A 16,856-nucleotide genomic window follows, 5' to 3' on the forward strand; every position below is an offset into this window, starting at 1 on the left:
AGTATGAGTGGTGGTCAGACTAAAAATGCCGCGTTAACAACCGCCCTGGCCTTTCATTACCAAGTGCTGATTGGCTTGGAAAAGTGCTTTGCATTGGAAGAAGGCCAATCTATTTGGTTTGAAAAAGACGGTGATGTGAGCCTTATTTCCCCTAATACTTTAACTTCATCTCAAACGGAAGTGAAAGACTATTCGGCAGCACTTACTGACCACCATGAAAACCTCTGGAAAACGCTTAAGAACTGGCTAGCTACCGAGTTCGATCATACCCAATATGGTGTTTTGGTACTGCATACCACACAGGCTTTTGGTTCAACAACCCAGTTGAAGGATTGGAACACTCAAACTGCTGACCAACGTTTACAAGTATTGAAAGATATTTTCTTTAGCCGTCCAGAAGATAAGAGGAATGCTGAAAATCCATCAGAAATTATCAAACTACAAAAAGCCGTGATGGCTTGTAATGAAGCTCTGCTAAAAAGTGTACTTGATAAAGTAACCTTGTTTACCGAGGCCGATAACGCACAGGATTTAGAACAGTGTATTTTGGCTAAACCTGTAGGCATTCCTAAGAATAATTTAAGTAGTTACCTCCAGGGGTTAGTTGGTTTTGTGTATGCACAGGCAACGCAGCATTCATGGAGTATTAGCCAGCAGGCTTTTAAGGCTAAGTGTGAAGAGTTAACAGCTCTTTTATGTAAAAGGGAATTTACTTTCCCAGTATTCTCAGGCTATGAAGCATCAGATCTTGAGGTCGAACTACATCAAGATAAACTTTTTGTTCAAAAAATAGCTGAGATAGAGCATCACGCAATGATCCCCGATGCCATAGGTAATTGGCTAGAGTTGCAAAACTCATTTATAGAACAGCTTGATGAATACCCCTTGTATAAAGATAAAACGGTAACTTATCAAAATCAATTGGTAAAAAAATACAAGCTTTCGTATTCAAGTGCTCAACTTGAGTCGGTTGATGCAATTAAAAGCTCAAAGTTACTTTACAACAAGACCATGCAAGAGCAGCCACTCAACATGGGTAATGATATTCCGCCAATTGAATATAAAAATGGCCTTATCCATGACGCAATGGACGATGACGAGCGTGATTTGAAATGGAAGGTTGAGCCATGAGTAGCATTATCGACGCTCTATATGAATTAAAGTACAACCCATATGAGTATGGGCCATACTTGGCTTCTTTTTATACGGCCTTAAAGGAATCCGAGAACAATTTGTTGCTTGCCCAGTTGGTCATACCGCTTTGTAGCCATCCGATATACAGCCATAAGTTGTTAAACTCGAACAAGCGAAGCTCTATCTGGTCTGTATTTGACGACAGAACAAAACTCTATGACCTACAAGAGCGGATTGATGGGTTTCAAACCCTAACAGAGCAGTGTATTCAATATTGTTTAGTCAACGACTGGTTATTCGTTAATGAGCAGCGGCTATGCCTAACGAAATGTGATGAGGCTGTCTCCGGCTTTATCACTAAAAAGAGTGCAGAAAGGTTAGGCCAGTTATTTAGTGGTCACTCAGTGGTCGAGATTTATGCGTTTTTAGGAGTGAAACCGCGATGAAAACACTTATTCATGAAATAGGCGTGATTGACCAGCAAGGTCTTAAACACCCTGTTAATTTTCAAGCTGGGCTCAATGTGGTTACCGGTAAATCATCAACCGGTAAAAGTGCCTTAATTGAAATTTTTGATTATTGCTTTGGCAGCGATGAGAACACCATTCCAAAAGGTGTGATTACAAACAGTGCTGCAATTTACTATGTTGCGCTTGCTGTTGATGAACAAGATATGGTGATTGCCAGAGACCCCAATCTTGCAACAAAAGCATTTTTCCGTCGTGTTGACGCATTCGATTCGGAAGAGATTGATCGCGAATATTTTAGTTCTAGCTATTTTCGTCCGTTAAACGAGTTTAAGAAGCATTTAAGAGACTTTTTCCTAGATATTGATGATGTTGACGAATCTTTAGCCGCGAGAGCTAACAGGAGATTTAATCAAAAAGCACCTACACCATCGGTGCGTAGTTTTACATCTTTTATGCTTCAGCATCAAAACTTGGTTGCCAATAAGCATGCGTTGTTTTATCGATTCGATGAAAAGGAAAAACGCGATCAGGCAATTGAACATACAAAGATATTTTTAGGACTTGTCGATCAAAAGTTCTTTCACTTATCACAAGAAAAAGAGCGGTTAAGCACAGATGTAAAACGTTTAGAACGGCAAAAAGAAACCAATAAACGCACATCAGAAAGCTACAAACAAAAAGTCGCCCCTGTGTTAAGTCAGCTTTACGCTTTAATGGGTTTTAAAGATGAGCCTATATCTCTGACAAAGGTGCTCCAGCATCCTCAAGATGCAAAGGATCAGCTAGATAGCATCATAGTTGCCGAGAAAATCGTTCACAGTTCCGATGCTATGACACAACGGTATGAGCAGTTGAAACTGGCGCGCAATCAAAAAACTTCTGAGTTACGAAAGTTGCAGCGTCAAGCTGCATCTATTAATAAACACATCCAGGAAGAAGAGCTATTTGTTGAGAATGTAAAACGCTTTAACTCACCTCAGAATGTTCATATTTCCGCCACGGTTTGCCCATTCTGCCATACCGAAAAAGACAACTTGCGACAAAGTGCAGAGAAGCTTCAGCAGGCCATTACGAAAGTATCGGGGAACCTTGCTCAAGCTCGTCCTATGAAAGCAAAGTTTCAATCATCTTTAATTGAAGTACAGCGTGATACAGAGATTGTTAGTAAGTTGCTAACCGATCTCAATCAACAAATAGCTGAAATTGAGAAAGTAAATCAGCAGTTAGCCGAACAGAAGAGCTTGTATGAGAGCATTATAATGCAAAAAGCCAAGCTGTTTGCACTTCTTGATACCTTAAATATGGCTGATGATGCTGAACTTGATGGAGAAATCAAAAAGTTAAAGAGGAAGCTCAAGAAGATTACTGATGCACTAAAAGAATACGATGTGCAAAAAGGTTTGGCAGCTGCATCGCTTAAGGTAAACGAATATATGGCCAGCATAGGTAGCCATTTTGAATTTGAGGCAAGCTATAAACCAGTTAACCTCCATTTCTCATTTGAGACATTCGACCTTTATCATTTAACGCCCGAAAACGAAAAAATCTACCTTCGTTCAATGGGTAGCGGCGCAAACTGGCTTTATTGTCATATAACGTTATTTTTGGCTTTGCATAAGTATTTCGTTGAGCTAGGTAGTAAATGCGCTATCCCTTCCATACTATTTTTGGACCAGCCGACTCAGGTGTACTTCCCTAATTTTAACCGCGATATTTCTGCTAGTTTTGACGAACAAAAGAGTCAGGAAGCAGCACAAAGGGTTGGAAATGAGCGGTCTATTGACGAAGATATCAAAGCTGTTGAAAACTTGTTCAGTAGACTGTCAATTTACTGTGAGGAGCTGCAAAGTAAATACGGCTTTAGCCCTCAGTTAATAGTTACTGATCACGCAGATAACCTTTCTCTGTCAAACGGTGTTAAGTTTGAGTCGTTAGTTAATGGTAACCGCTGGAGAAGTCGAGGCTTGATTAACCCAGTGCCATACAGATAGTTTTATCGATTGTTTTGCGGTACTTGGTGAGATCTTCGGTGAGGCTCATTCAATAAGCATTCAAAGTTAGTTTCAAGACGCTGATTAATCAAGAAATTTATATTCACTCAATAAGCAGATCCAGAACATCGAGTAGGCTTATAACCCAACCCGAGAGGAAAAATGAGCCGAATAATGCTGCTATTCGGCTCACAATTTGAGCCGATTCAACTCCAGCCAAAACTCAACCCACCATGTAAATAGTAAAATAAGTCCAATTAATTGCTAAATGGTCAAATTTTACCAATAGACCAGTCATGGTTGCGTTCAAATGGGCGAATAAGGGCTGGGTATGCACGCTGTCGATGGATTTCAGGAGCGACTTCGAAACATTATCCCTCAGCTGCCCTGATTTGGTATGCTGTGGGCACGGTAAAACATAATAAAAAACAACAGGAGCAAACCATGTTTGATATGAAGCGCATTGCGCTAGCAGTGTCGTTGGCATTGGCCGCGACCGCATGTTCGGAAGCACCGAAAACCAATGCAGCAACTGAAGCGCCGTCAGCGGCTGAGCAACAAGCGCAACAAAAAACCGAGTCGGAAAAAGCGAATCAGCTGTTTGAAGAAATCTTCATGGATGCGGTAATGCGCAGTCCTATGTATCAGTCTTACTTGGGCATCAAAGATGACCAAGACAAGTGGGATGATATTTCGGATGCTAAATCAGCCGAAGAGCTCGACATCGCGAAAGTGAATTTGGAAAAAGTTTTGGCTATTGATGAGAGCCAACTGGACGAGCAAACCTATTTAAGCTGGCAGCTCATGAAACAAGAGCTGGAACAAGAAATTGCTGACTACAAATGGCGTCACCATAACTATCCAGTCAATCAAATGTTCGGCATGCACTCGAGCGTGGCGTCACTGTTGATTAACCAACATCGCATTAGCTCGGTCGATGACGCTGAAGATTACATCAGCCGTTTGAACGGTCTACCAGAGCTGTTCGAGCAGTTGACTGAGAACCTGAAAATTCGTGCTGAGAAAGGCATTATTGCACCGAAGTTTGTTTACCCTTACGTCATTAGTGACAGCCAAAACATCATCACCGGTGCGCCTTTTGATGATGGTGAGCCGAGTGTTTTACTGGAAGACTTCACCAAGAAAATCGAGAACCTCGATATTGAAGACGCTCAGTTCAATGAGCTCAAAGGTGCAGCTGAAACAGCGCTCGTTGAGTCAGTCAAGCCAGCTTATGACAATCTAATTGCGGCTGTGAAAGAGCTTGAGCAACAAGCCGATACCAAAGACGGCGCATGGAAGTTCCCTGACGGTGAAGCCTTCTACAACAACGCGTTGCAGCGCACTACAACAACCGATCTGACCGCTGATGAAATTCATCAAATCGGTCTGGATGAAGTTGCTCGCATTCACGAAGAAATGCGCGCCATCATGGAAGTTGTGGGTTATGAAGGCACGCTGCAAGAGTTCTTTGTTCACATGCGTAACAATCAAGACTTCATCTATCCAGATACTGAAGAAGGTCGTCAACGCTATTTGGAAGAGGCAAAAGCCTACATCGATACCATGCGTGGCTTCTTGGATGAGCTGTTTATTACCAAGCCTAAAGCCGACATGATTGTGAAAGCGGTTGAGCCTTTCCGTGAGAAGTCAGCGGGTAAAGCTTTCTATCAACAACCGTCTATGGATGGTTCGCGCCCAGGTGTTTACTACGCTAACTTGTACGACATGGCGTCGATGCCGACTTACCAGATGGAAGCTTTGGCTTACCATGAAGGTATTCCAGGTCACCACATGCAAATTGCCATTCAGCAAGAGCTTGAGGGTATTCCGTCGTTCCGTAAGTTCGGTCGCTATACTGCCTACAGTGAAGGCTGGGGACTTTATACCGAAATGCTGCCAAAAGAATATGGTTTCTACAAAGACCCATACTCAGACTTTGGTCGCTTAGCCATGGAGTTGTGGCGTGCAGTGCGCTTGGTAGTCGATACCGGTATTCACGATAAGAAGTGGACGCGCGAAGAAGGTATTGATTTTTACGTGAGCAATACACCGAACGCAGAAGCCGATGCAGTGAAAATGGTGGAGCGTCATATTGTGATGCCAGGCCAAGCAACGGCTTACAAAATCGGGATGTTGAAGATTCTCGAGCTACGCGAAAAAGCCAAAGCTGAACTCGGCGATGCTTTCGATATTCGTGAGTTCCACGATACGGTATTGGCAAACGGTCCAGTACCGCTAAATATCCTTGAGCAATTCGTCAACGACTACATTGCTGACAAAAAGGCCTCGTAGAAGAAGTCTTCGAGTTGACGCGCTGCGGATCAAGCAGCGCGTCAACCTTCAACTTTGGGTAGTTCTATTTCCACCACCAATCCACTGGGTTCAGCTTGTTTAAACGTCAGTGTTCCTTGATGCAACTCAATGACTTTTGCGACGATTGAAAGACCTAAACCAGCCCCTTCAATGTGCGAGTGCTCTTGGTGCCGATAAAAGCGATCGCCCAAATGCTGCAGAACATCGTGAGGTACGCCGCTGCCTTGATCCGTGATACTCAAAACAACCTGTGAGGCCTTCGTTTGAGCGTGAATTGCGATGACGCTTTCAAGGGGTGAAAACTTCATGGCGTTCGTGAGCACATTGGAAATTGCGCTCGTCAGCAACAATTCATTGCCGAGAACCGTGATTTCTGGAATATCAATATCCCACTGAAATCGTTCAACATCATTACTGGATAGACCATTAATTGCAGCCATAACAAGTTCTTTCACCTGTAGTGGCGTCGAGTTCGATAGTGCTGCAGAGCTATCCAATTTATTCAGACTAAGTAGCTGGTTTACCAAATTCGACATACGGTCAACGGATTCAATAATGGCCGCTGCCGACTGTTGGGCCTGCACCGGATCGTTAGCATGTTGGACATTCTCAGCGTGCACTTTAATCGCGCTTAAAGGTGTTCTCAGTTCATGTGAGGCGTCTGCGATAAATCGCTTTTCACGCTTAGAGAACAAGTCGACTCGTGCCAATAAAACATTCACAGCGGCACGAATAGGCTCCAGTTCTTGCGGTAAGTCCGTTGTAATAGGATGGAGTTGGTCTACCTCACGTGAGCGCAAATCTTGCGCCAATCGGTTGATCGGCTTGAGCGCAAAGTAAACGATAAACAGCACAATCAAGCTAATCGGCACCCACATCAACAACAATGGATACAACTGATCGCGAGCTAAATAACCACTGAGTTCACTACGCATATCTTCGCGTTGAAAGGTATGTACCCAAATAGATTTTGCTGCGGAGTAATAGCTGTAGACGAACCAGGTGTAGCCGCTGTGCTGTGCGTCATGATAACCCGCACGTCTGTCGGTAAAGTCAAAAGCGAGCGCCTGCTGAGTATATGCTAGTGGTTGACCTTGTTCGGTGGTGACAAAAAAGCCGATTTTATGCTCATATTTGTGCCCACTTTGACCACGCTCTAGAGAGCCATCGTCCACTTCACCCAAGTCATAAAAACTCGACAACGGGATTTCTTTTGGATTGGATTCAGCGAGCGCATCGACCGGATACAGAGAAGCTATCGACTTTGCGGTTTGCGCCATTTGCGCATCAAAAACTTCATCAATTTCGTGCAGAATATCGCGATAGATATTCCACGTGGTGATCATTAACACAGCGATTACCGCCAAGTTAATGCCGATGATTAAGGTCCGCCGTAACGACCATTTACTCATGGTTTTGACTCGCAAGTCGGTAGCCTAAGCCCCGAGCAGTATGAATAATATTTGGCGGTAATTTCTTGCGCAGATGATGCAAATGTACTTCTAAGGAATTACTCTCGTTATCGCCACCCCAGCCATAACATGCGCTCTCTAGCTGCTCTTTGCTGACAATTTTACCGAGGTGAAGAGCGAGCTGTTTGATGATGAGCCACTCGAGTCGAGTGAGGTGGATCATGTGTTCACCAACACGACATTGCTGCGCGGCGAGATCAATAATCAGTTCACCACAGATCACGGTATCATTGGCTTGCTGAGTTTGGCTTCGGAGTTGTGCGCGAATACGCGCTTCTAATTCGCGCAATTCAAAGGGCTTCACAACGTAGTCATTGGCACCCTCATTGAGTGCCGCGAGTTTATTATCAATATCATCAAATGCGGTTAGCACGATAATAGGCAAGCGATTACCGTTCTTGCGTAAACGCTTAATGAGACTGACCGAGCGCCCGTCAGGGAGTCCCAAATCAAAAATTGCGAGATCGAATGTGTCGGTGCTCAATGCGGCGTCCGCTTGCGCAAGCGTCAGACAGTGATCGACCACATACCCCATTCGCGCAAGGCCTTGGATGATGCCTTCGGCGAGCGACTGGTGATCTTCAAGGAGTAGTATGCGCAACGTTTACACTTCCTGTGGCATCAATTAAATCCAGCTGCTGGTTATACAACGAGGTTTCCACCTCGAAAAATCCTAATAATGTATGAGCAAGATAATCATGGCTCACTGGTTCATGGTTGTCTATGCTCAACTTTTTAAACTGAGTTGTTGGCCACACAATCCACGGAATTTGACGCTGTTCAGCAGGCGCTAACCAATTTGGCAAACCGTGTAAGTAAAAACCATGGTCGCCGAGTGACTCACCGTGATCAGACACATACATCATACTTGCGTCGATGTCGGTAGGCCCCTGTAATAATTCGATGACACCGCTTATCAACCTATCGGTTACGAGTAGGCTATTGTCGTAGGCATTGACAATTTGTTCCTTGCTACATTCGGTCAAGTCAGCACTCTCGCACTCCGGTTGGAACTGTTTGAGTGACTGAGGAGAGCGCTTGTAATAAGCCGGACCATGGCTACCCATTTGGTGCAAAACAATGACACGGTCGTGCTCCGTTTGTTGTAAGAGCAAAGCTAAACGCGTCAACATATCATTATCGAAGCACTCTAGCTCTGCGCAATCCTGCTGATCGAGCAGCGTCGTTTCGATACGGTCACAGACATTCTTACAACCAGAATTATTCTCAATCCAAGTGGCCGAAATGCCAGCCTGTTTCAACACATCGAGAACGTTACTGGACGATCGAACGGTATCGTTGTATGTCTCTGCAGTGGCGAAGCTGAACATGCAGGGCACGGATATAGCCGTGGCGGTGCCGCAGGAAATCGCGTGCGGGTAGCTGAGGATTTGTCCGCTTGCTGCCAGTCTATTCAGTTTCGGTGTAGTTAACCGAGGGTAACCATTCACCGAGAAATGGTCGGGGCGAGCGGTTTCCCCAACAATGACGACCATTACTTTAGGTTTGGATATGGATTTTCTTTGTACTGCATCCGTGCCTAAGGTCACAAATTCTGCCGGCACATCGAAGTGCTGCTTAATTACCGAAACGCTTGATGAAATGGCATTGAAAGGAACAATTCGATATTTGATATCGCGGTGATTCCGAAATAATGATGCGAAGTCATCATAATTGGCGTACATCACAATGCTCATGACCGCCACTAGCAAAGTTGATGCTAAGACTCCTTGTCCCAGTTGAGTTGACCAGTGCGTTGTCGACGAATCAAATTTCCAAATAAGAACACTCGGTACAATGCCGAGAAGAAAGAGATGCTGAAACAGCGCGAGCGATAGCAGATCAGCGGTTTCGCCAATGTCAGTCTCGATTGTGTTCACTAACATGTCGGGGTCGATAACAACCCCATACTGTTGCATGAAAAAACTCACTGGAGCCGCAATCATGATGAGTGCAATAGCAACGAATTTGAAGCAACCTAACGCGCGACTTAGTGACAAGAATGCTGCATAAAAAAGCCACAACAAGAGACCAATCTTGAGCTGCAGTAGTGTACCCGCCTGATATTGTTCCAGTGCGCCGAGTAATGGACTTGAGTAGGCAATCACCAGCCACGCTGATACGGCAAGCGACCAACTGAATGATTTAGCGTTGAACACTCGCATGTGCGTCTCCGATGTGAAAAATAATGGCGGGAATACACCAGCAAATAAATGCTGTTGTGACATCATCAATGAAAAAGTGCGCGCCTCTCAATTGCTGAGACAGTCCCAGGATGAAGCCGATAATAAGAGCGGTAACGAATGCTCTCCGGGCTCGGACGGGATGCCGCTGGCGCCAAAAGAAGTACAAAGCTATCCAAGCAAAGCCAATACTAGAGTGTCCTGCAGGGAAGCAGCGGCCCGCTGCTTGATCTTCCGGTCGGAACTGCCACAGTGGCACGTATGGCTGACTCCCTCCGAACTGCTGTAGATCCCACGGGCAGTCCATTCCTAGGATATATTTGAAATAGTTCACCAGCCCAAACGAAAAGAGCACTGAGATGAGCAGCAGAGCATAACGATGTTTATCCGTGGCAAACGGTCGGCCAATGTATTGGTAGACGATCACCATCAGCAGGCCAAGCACTGCAACTATGTTTAGCCACCGGACGCTCTCGTGCAAAATGGTTTTGGTAATAAAGTGATTACGTAACGACCATTGCTCGCCTTCTAACTTGAAAAAGGTCGCCGCAATGTCGAATTTTAAACCGGAAACTTCCAGTACGAATAGGAGAGCGACGAATCCAAGCATCACAGTCAGGGGGCGCTGGAGTGAGTTTTTCAATGTGGCCACAGAATCACACTCCAAATAACCATTAATTGAGTGAGACCAATAAACACGGCTGCAGAGGCAATATCTTTTGCGCGCCCACTGAGTTCATGAAATTCAGGACCAATGCGATCCACTACCGCTTCAATCGCTGAGTTGAGTAACTCGGTCAATAAAAGCGTGAAATACGATAAGAGTAGAATTGCTCGTTCGGTAATAGTAATCGGTGCCAGTATGAGAATGGGAAATAAAACCAACCCCAGCCAAACCTCTTGACGAAAGGCAGCTTCAAAAAGCCATGCTGCTCGCAATCCTTTGAATGAATAGTGAGTCGCATGATAGATGCGCGTTAATCCTGTCTGGCCCGGTTTCATAAACTACCTCTGACAAATAAAAAGCAGTTTATTTGGGCAATATTAAGTTGACCTTAAGGTTCGGTGATTATGCTGGCGCCATCATAGTACGAGCGGTCAGATAACAATGCGCCTTTTTCAACAACAGAAATTGCTTTATGCAGCATATAAACCATACCAGACGTTGCTGATAGGTTATGTATTGGGTCTCGTAATTTTAAGCTTGAGCCGCGGGTTCTTGTTTATCTGGCACTGGGATCGCGTGTCGGCTGCTGGAAATGTTATTGAATTGCTCGCACTTGGGTTAAGAGCCGATGTCATTCAGATGGGCTATTTGACACTCCCTATTTTGCTCATGGCACCATTACTGACTCACAAATTCGGACAGAATTTATGGCTCAAAATTCAAGTCAGTTGGCTCGTGTTAGCGCTGAGTTTCCTTATTTTCATGGAAGCGGCGACCCCCGCATTCATACTTCAATATGACTTACGCCCAAATCGATTGTTTATTGAATACTTAAACCATCCACAAGAAGTATTCAGTACACTTTGGGGTGGTTTTAAGTTTTGGGTGATTGCAAGCACGCTGATTCTTGCATTGAGCGTCGTACTCTTAATTAAAGTTGCCCGACATCTTCATGCGCGACAAAAGAGTAAGACTTTCAGTTTTCGGGCTGCCTTAATATTGTGGCCTTTGCTGGTTGTGTTGGAGATTGTGGGTATTCGTTCGACGCTCGCGCATCGCCCTGCGAATCCTGCTTTCTTCGCCGTAACGTCCGATGCATTGGTGAATGATCTGATTATTAACTCGGCTTATTCCGTTGAGTATGCAGTTTATAACTTACGCCACGAGGCCGATGCAGCGGCTATTTATGGCGAGATGCCGATTGATGAAATGCTCGCGCAAGTGCGGGCGCAACCCTATTTAGCCAGCAAGCAATTTCCAAATCCAAACTATCCGACGCTTCATTTTAATCAAGCGTCAGTGATGACCCAAAAACCCAAGAACATTGTCGTTATATTAGAGGAGAGCTTGGGCGCTACATTTGTGGAGAGTCTCGGTGGTATTCCGGTGACGCCGAACCTTGAACAACTTAAGAGTGAAGGTTGGTGGTTTACTCATCTGTATGCTACCGGCACTCGTTCTGTGCGCGGTATTGAGGCGGTTATTTCGAGTTTTATGCCAACACCTGCGCGCAGTACGGTAAAGTTGTCTTTGTCACAGCAAAATTTTTATACGGCAGCGAGTTTATTAGCTGAGCAGGGCTACTTTACTGAGTTTTTGTATGGTGGTGAAACGCATTTCGATAATATGCAGAGCTTCTTTTCGGGCAACGGGTTTCAGTCGACACTTGGCATCGAGAGCATCAAAAATCCAGAATTTGTCGGCAGTTGGGGTGCCAGCGATGGTGATTTGTTTCAACTGGCACACCAACGATTTAGTGAATTAGCCGAAACGGATTCGCCATTTTTCAGTTTAGTTTTTACGTCGTCGAATCACGAGCCTTTCGAGTTTCCGAACGGAACCATTGAACCCTACAACCAACCGCTGCAGAGTGTTGAGAATGCCGTCAAATATGCAGACTACGCATTAGGTAAATTCATTCAGCAAGCCAAACAGAGCAACTATTGGGAAGATACGATTTTTCTGATTGTTGCCGACCATGATACGCGTGTTTATGGTGACGAACTGGTACCTATCGACAAGTTTCATATTCCAGGATTAATTCTCGGTCACTCATTGGCTCCGCGAATAGTCGACTCGATTACCAGTCAAATTGACCTCATGCCAACGGTTATCTCACTTGCTGGCGTTTCGTCACTTACCCCAGCTCTGGGGCAAGATCTTTCGAGTGCTGAGGCGCCACCGGCAAATCGAGCGATGATGCAATTTGGCTCGAATTACGCTTGGTTAACCGATAATACATCTGTCATTTTAACGCCGAACGGTGCGATAACGGGTTACTATGATTTTGCTGAAAAGAGATTTGTGCGAGGTCAACAAGTGGAGCAATCGGCAGTTGAAAAGGCCAGAGCGCATGCATTGCTGCCATCATGGCTCTATCGAAATAGAGCCTATGATACGGGGTGTCCGTCAGCGGTGGAAATCACCCAATCGGGTTGCTAATACTCTCAATGCTCCGCTTGACGTGCAGAGGATCATCGATTTTCTTAAATTGCACATCACTAGTACCGCGACCGGTCACCCGCACCGTGCCGTAGCCAAAAATACGGCCCATGATGCCTTGGTCAATTTCGACCGTTTCAATGGATTTCAATTTCATTTCGTCGCTCTTGCGACTGATAATGCCGAACTTATTGATCACCCGTTTATTCGTCACGCCTTGTTCAATATTTTTCAGGCGGAAGTATTCGTACAAAGCAATCAGTAAGGTTAAACCGAAGGTGACCAACGCCAACACAATCCATAAATACATCGGCACATACGCAAACCAATGCAATTTGAACAGGTGTTCAATCTTCTCGTCCGTCGAGAGTGACTCTTCAATGTACGTCATTGTTGTTCCTTCAAAATACTAAACTTAGGCATCAACTCTACCGCCAAAGCAGCACTTGAACAACTACTGGGCAGAGGTCTGATCGATCAACTATGTAATTAAATTTGTAGTTCTTAAAAGGTCTACTATACTTAAATTATAAATTTATAGCCCTTTTAGGTATTTTTATATGAAGCATGAAGCGGTAGCGGAAAAGGTTGGACAGCGCCTCAAGCAGTATCGTCTCAATCAAGATTTGACGCAAGAAGCCTTAGCTGAGTTGGCTGACGTGTCGCTGAAAGCGGTTAAGAATGCGGAAAGCGGTATCAGCACGCTGAGTACCTATATCGCAATCATGGATGCTTTGGGTCGATTAGATCAGTTGCTTGCAGCCTTCCCAGACGAGGGCGTATCACCGGTTCAATTGCTGAAAAGTAGTACACAGCAGAAACAACGCGCGAGCGGAAAAAACCGTATCAAGCGCAGCGATGATAAGGAGTTAGACTGGTAATGGCTACCATTGAAGTACGCTATCAAGGCGATCCGGTCGGTGCGCTTAGCTATGATGAAGGTGATGCGGCTGCTCGGTTTGAGTATTTTCCTGAGTTTGTCGAGCGCGATATCCCGCTAGCGCCATTAACGATGCCGCTGGTAAAGCAGCGGATCTATTCATTCCCGGGTTTAAATTGGGACACCTTTCGCGGCTTGCCGGGCATGCTGGCAGACTCATTGCCCGATGATTTCGGTAATGCGGTCTTGAATCGTTGGCTGGCGCAACAACCGGGTCGTACTGCTGAGTTGACGCCTCTTGAGCGGCTGCAGTATACCGGCACCCGTGGCATGGGAGCGCTTGAGTACTTCCCCGTTCAGCGAGGTCGAGGTTTTCCTACCGACCAAGCGTTGCATATCGAAACGCTGGCGAAAGTGGCTCAGTCAGTATTGGATGAGCGCAGCCAATTTGAGCAAAGCGTGCAGTTTGACGACAGCATTGCTGACAAAGAGATGATGCAAGCGTTATTAGCAGTCGGTACCAGCGCAGGTGGGGCGCGACCCAAAGCAGTGCTTGCCTTTAATGAAGACTTCTCGCAGGTTCGCTCCGGTCAGGGGGAAGTGCCCGACAACTTTAAGCATTATATTCTGAAATTTGATGGCGTACGCGAACGTGAATCATCAAAGCAAACATTTGGCGACCCTATGGGGTACGGTGCCATGGAGTATGTCTATTCGCTGCTGGCAACGGCTGCAAAAATCGACATGATGCCGTGCCGATTGTTGCCAGAGGGCAATCGGCGTCATTTTGTGACAGAGCGCTTTGACCGCGTCGGGAATCAGAAACGTCACATTCAAACCCTCACTGCGATTAAGCATGTGAACTATCAAGCCATTGGCGCTTTCTCCTATGAGGAGCTATTCAAAGTTGCCCGTGAGCTGCGATTGCCCCGTATCGATGCCATGAATTTATTTCGGCGTATGGTGTTTAATCATGTTGCGACCAACCATGACGACCACAGTAAAAACTTTGCATTTATGCTGGTTGATAACACCTGGCGACTGGCACCTGCCTACGACGTTGCTTTTAGCTATAAAGCTGGAAATCCGTGGGTTGAGAAGCACTGGATGTCATTAAACGGGAAACGTAGCGAACATACTCGAGCAGACTTTTATGCGCTAGCAGACGAGCAACTGCCTCGCATTGCCAGAGCTGATATTGATGCCATGATTGATGACGTGATCGACGCTGTGGCGCTGTGGCCAAAATTAGCCAAAGAACATGACGTCCCATCCGATCTCGCCAACAGCATTGAAAAGCATTTGCGGCTGACTGCATTCACCGCATAAAAAAGCCCCGCACTCTGCAGAAGTGTGGGGCTTTACTTACATCTAAGTCACACTAGAGTTAGTAGTAGTTCCAACCTAACAAGTTCCAATAGTAATAGAAGTACGAGAGGAACAAGCCAGCTAGCACCACCACACCATAGTAGATGTGACTTGCTACAGAAGCAGTGCCTGCTTGCAAGCGTTTCACGTAGAAGTACGCGCTGACTAAGCTCAGCAGCACGGCAATGACCGATAAGCCCAATACCAACTTCATGGCGGTTGGAATACCGCTATATAGCGAGTCAGCAAAGCCAATGGCAATCACGGCAATGAGTACGACAAACAAGAAGTGTACTAAGCTCATCCACAGCGAGCTATAGACTAACTTGCGATTCGGACCTTCCAACGTTTTGTAATGTTTGCGACGGTAGAACCAGCTCACAATCACTTGCAAGAACAACAGCAGTGAGAAGCCAGGAATCAACCATTTGAATAGGCTTGATTCAAAGCCTGGCGTGCGTTGTATGCCCATAAATGGCAGACCTTCGAAATACATGGTATCGATGCCATCACCAGAGCGACTTGAGAACGCTAAACGTTCAGAGCCATCTACCTGGCGGAACAAATGCTCACCGATTTCAACATATTGGCGTGGGCCATACAGACCCACCACCAGCAATGTATTATCTTCGGTAGGAACCACTTCAATACCACCACTCATCAAGCCAAATGCTTTCTCGATGGTGCTGACGTTTCGGCGCCAAAAGGTATAGTTCCCTGCATATTGGTCTGCACGTTCGGCGAAATCGCTCGGAGGCTCTATCTGCTCGAGTGGCTTGTCAAAGTAATGGTCGTAAATTTGACCAACAAAGTTGTTCCGTGCGGCATTGCTGTCGGTATCCATGTATGACACGAAAATACCGATGTTTTGCTCTTTATCTAACGCCATATCGGTGTGGAACTGCATGGTGTCGCCACCATGACCAATGACCACATGGCCGTTATAGGTTTTCTGATAGAAGCCGTATGCCATACCTGTAAAGCGGTCATCACCAGCGAATAATAATGAGTGCATCAACTTCGCCGTATCTTCTTGCAAAATGCGTTGACCGTTGTATTCACCGTTATTTAGGTGCGCTAGCATAAACTTTGCCATGGCATCGGCACTTGCTGCCATGGCACCGGCAGGACCGAATGAATTGATCATCTCAAACGGTTGCTCAGCAAACTTACCCATTTCACGGGTATAGCCTTTGACCATGTGCTCATTCAATTCATCAGACAATGGTTCGTCAAAGCTCGCGTATTCCATGCCCAGTGGTTCGTAGATGTTCTCTACAATGTACTGGTTAAAAGGCACGCCAGAGACATTCTCAACCACTAAACCTGCCAACGCCGTAGCGTAATTTGAATAGGACGATACCTCACCCGGCGGATTCACCCGCTTCGGAATATATTTCGCCATGGCTTCAGCCAGCTCAGGTCCTTTGTTCGGATAGTACTGAATCAAATAACCTAAACCGCCGTCTTCAAAGCCCGCGGTGTGACCGAGAATATGACGCAGTGTAATCGGCTCATCGTAGGTCGCAGGAATTTCGAAATCGAGGTAATCGTTTACATCGGCATCCAAATCAACGCGACCCTGCTCATGCAGTTGCATAACTGCGGTCCAGGTAAAGAGTTTGGACGTAGAACCAATCCGGAACAGCGATTTTTCAGCGCTGACGGGGATCCGTTTTTCCAAATCTTGATAGCCGTAACCTTTAGAAAAAATGAGCTCGCCGTTTTCCACCACCGAGACGGTGACGGCAGGAATATCTTCCAGCTTCATCTGGGCTTCAATAGTGCCGTCAATATAGGCTTCTATGTTCTCGAGCTTGCTCTGTGCCAGTGCTTGCGAACTGAGTGCAAATGAACTCAAGAGCAAGCTAAACGCTGCCATGAACAGCGTACTGCCACGAAATTTGTGACTGACCTGCATAAGTGTTCTCCT

General features: G+C 45.7%; 14 protein-coding genes. 7 read left to right on the top strand and 7 right to left on the bottom strand.

What is annotated here, in order from left to right:
* Window positions 1-3: 3 nt before the first annotated feature.
* The 4 genes from CWE22_RS09005 to CWE22_RS09020 all read left to right on the top strand — a co-directional run bounded on the left by CWE22_RS09005 (window position 4) and on the right by CWE22_RS09020 (window position 5,890).
* The gene (locus CWE22_RS09005; RefSeq protein ID WP_169931104.1) at window positions 4-1,131 is read left to right on the top strand and encodes a hypothetical protein; all 1,128 of its coding nucleotides are present in this window, start codon (window positions 4-6) and stop codon (window positions 1,129-1,131) included.
* Window positions 1,128-1,580 (top strand): three component ABC system middle component, encoded by a 453-nt coding sequence (locus CWE22_RS09010; protein WP_169931105.1) that lies wholly within the window; start codon window positions 1,128-1,130, stop codon window positions 1,578-1,580. The genes CWE22_RS09005 and CWE22_RS09010 overlap by 4 nt, the downstream gene beginning before the upstream one ends.
* Window positions 1,577-3,595 carry a DUF3732 domain-containing protein gene (locus CWE22_RS09015; RefSeq protein WP_169931106.1) on the top strand — a complete coding sequence of 673 codons (2,019 nt, stop codon included), beginning with the start codon at window positions 1,577-1,579 and terminating at the stop codon, window positions 3,593-3,595. The genes CWE22_RS09010 and CWE22_RS09015 overlap by 4 nt, the downstream gene beginning before the upstream one ends.
* Window positions 3,596-4,039: 444 nt before the next feature.
* Window positions 4,040-5,890, top strand: a complete 1,851-nt coding sequence (locus tag CWE22_RS09020; RefSeq protein ID WP_169931107.1) for a DUF885 domain-containing protein — start codon at window positions 4,040-4,042, stop codon at window positions 5,888-5,890.
* Between the two features lie 41 nt (window positions 5,891-5,931).
* On the opposite strand, the gene CWE22_RS09025 is transcribed toward CWE22_RS09020, so the two are convergent.
* The 5 genes from CWE22_RS09025 to CWE22_RS09045 are packed head-to-tail and all read right to left on the bottom strand — an operon-like array spanning window position 5,932 to window position 10,568.
* Window positions 5,932-7,323 carry an ATP-binding protein gene (locus tag CWE22_RS09025; RefSeq protein ID WP_169931108.1) on the bottom strand — a complete coding sequence of 464 codons (1,392 nt, stop codon included), beginning with the start codon at window positions 7,321-7,323 and terminating at the stop codon, window positions 5,932-5,934.
* Window positions 7,316-7,984, bottom strand: a complete 669-nt coding sequence (locus CWE22_RS09030; RefSeq protein ID WP_169931109.1) for a response regulator — start codon at window positions 7,982-7,984, stop codon at window positions 7,316-7,318. The genes CWE22_RS09025 and CWE22_RS09030 overlap by 8 nt, the downstream gene beginning before the upstream one ends.
* Complete coding sequence (locus CWE22_RS09035) at window positions 7,965-9,548, bottom strand: phosphoethanolamine transferase (RefSeq protein WP_169931110.1); 1,584 nt, start codon at window positions 9,546-9,548, stop codon at window positions 7,965-7,967. Before CWE22_RS09035 ends, CWE22_RS09030 begins: the two co-directional genes overlap by 20 nt.
* Complete coding sequence (locus CWE22_RS09040; RefSeq protein WP_244596037.1) at window positions 9,529-10,218, bottom strand: phosphatase PAP2 family protein; 690 nt, start codon at window positions 10,216-10,218, stop codon at window positions 9,529-9,531. The genes CWE22_RS09035 and CWE22_RS09040 overlap by 20 nt, the downstream gene beginning before the upstream one ends.
* On the bottom strand, window positions 10,206-10,568 hold the full coding sequence (locus CWE22_RS09045) for a diacylglycerol kinase (RefSeq protein ID WP_169931111.1): 363 nt from the start codon (window positions 10,566-10,568) through the stop codon (window positions 10,206-10,208). The genes CWE22_RS09040 and CWE22_RS09045 overlap by 13 nt, the downstream gene beginning before the upstream one ends.
* A gap of 106 nt (window positions 10,569-10,674) precedes the next feature.
* On the opposite strand from CWE22_RS09045, the gene CWE22_RS09050 reads away from it, so the two are divergent.
* Window positions 10,675-12,675 (top strand): LTA synthase family protein, encoded by a 2,001-nt coding sequence (locus CWE22_RS09050; protein WP_169931112.1) that lies wholly within the window; start codon window positions 10,675-10,677, stop codon window positions 12,673-12,675.
* Here CWE22_RS09050 and CWE22_RS09055 read toward each other — a convergent pair.
* Window positions 12,656-13,066, bottom strand: a complete 411-nt coding sequence (locus tag CWE22_RS09055) for a PH domain-containing protein (protein WP_169931113.1) — start codon at window positions 13,064-13,066, stop codon at window positions 12,656-12,658. The two genes, CWE22_RS09050 and CWE22_RS09055, sit on opposite strands and share 20 nt — an antisense overlap.
* Window positions 13,067-13,235: 169 nt before the next feature.
* Between CWE22_RS09055 and CWE22_RS09060 the strand changes: the two genes are divergently transcribed.
* Together CWE22_RS09060 and CWE22_RS09065 are read left to right on the top strand one after the other, a co-directional pair.
* The gene (locus tag CWE22_RS09060; protein WP_169931114.1) at window positions 13,236-13,556 is read left to right on the top strand and encodes a helix-turn-helix domain-containing protein; all 321 of its coding nucleotides are present in this window, start codon (window positions 13,236-13,238) and stop codon (window positions 13,554-13,556) included.
* On the top strand, window positions 13,556-14,884 hold the full coding sequence (locus tag CWE22_RS09065) for a type II toxin-antitoxin system HipA family toxin (RefSeq protein ID WP_169931115.1): 1,329 nt from the start codon (window positions 13,556-13,558) through the stop codon (window positions 14,882-14,884). The genes CWE22_RS09060 and CWE22_RS09065 overlap by 1 nt, the downstream gene beginning before the upstream one ends.
* A gap of 58 nt (window positions 14,885-14,942) precedes the next feature.
* On the opposite strand, the gene CWE22_RS09070 is transcribed toward CWE22_RS09065, so the two are convergent.
* Entirely contained in the window at window positions 14,943-16,844 is a 1,902-nt protein-coding gene (locus CWE22_RS09070; RefSeq protein ID WP_169931116.1) for a serine hydrolase domain-containing protein, read from the bottom strand.
* Window positions 16,845-16,856: the final 12 nt, after the last annotated feature.

The organism is Pseudidiomarina aestuarii (assembly GCF_003987355.1).
GTDB lineage: Bacteria > Pseudomonadota > Gammaproteobacteria > Enterobacterales > Alteromonadaceae > Pseudidiomarina > Pseudidiomarina aestuarii.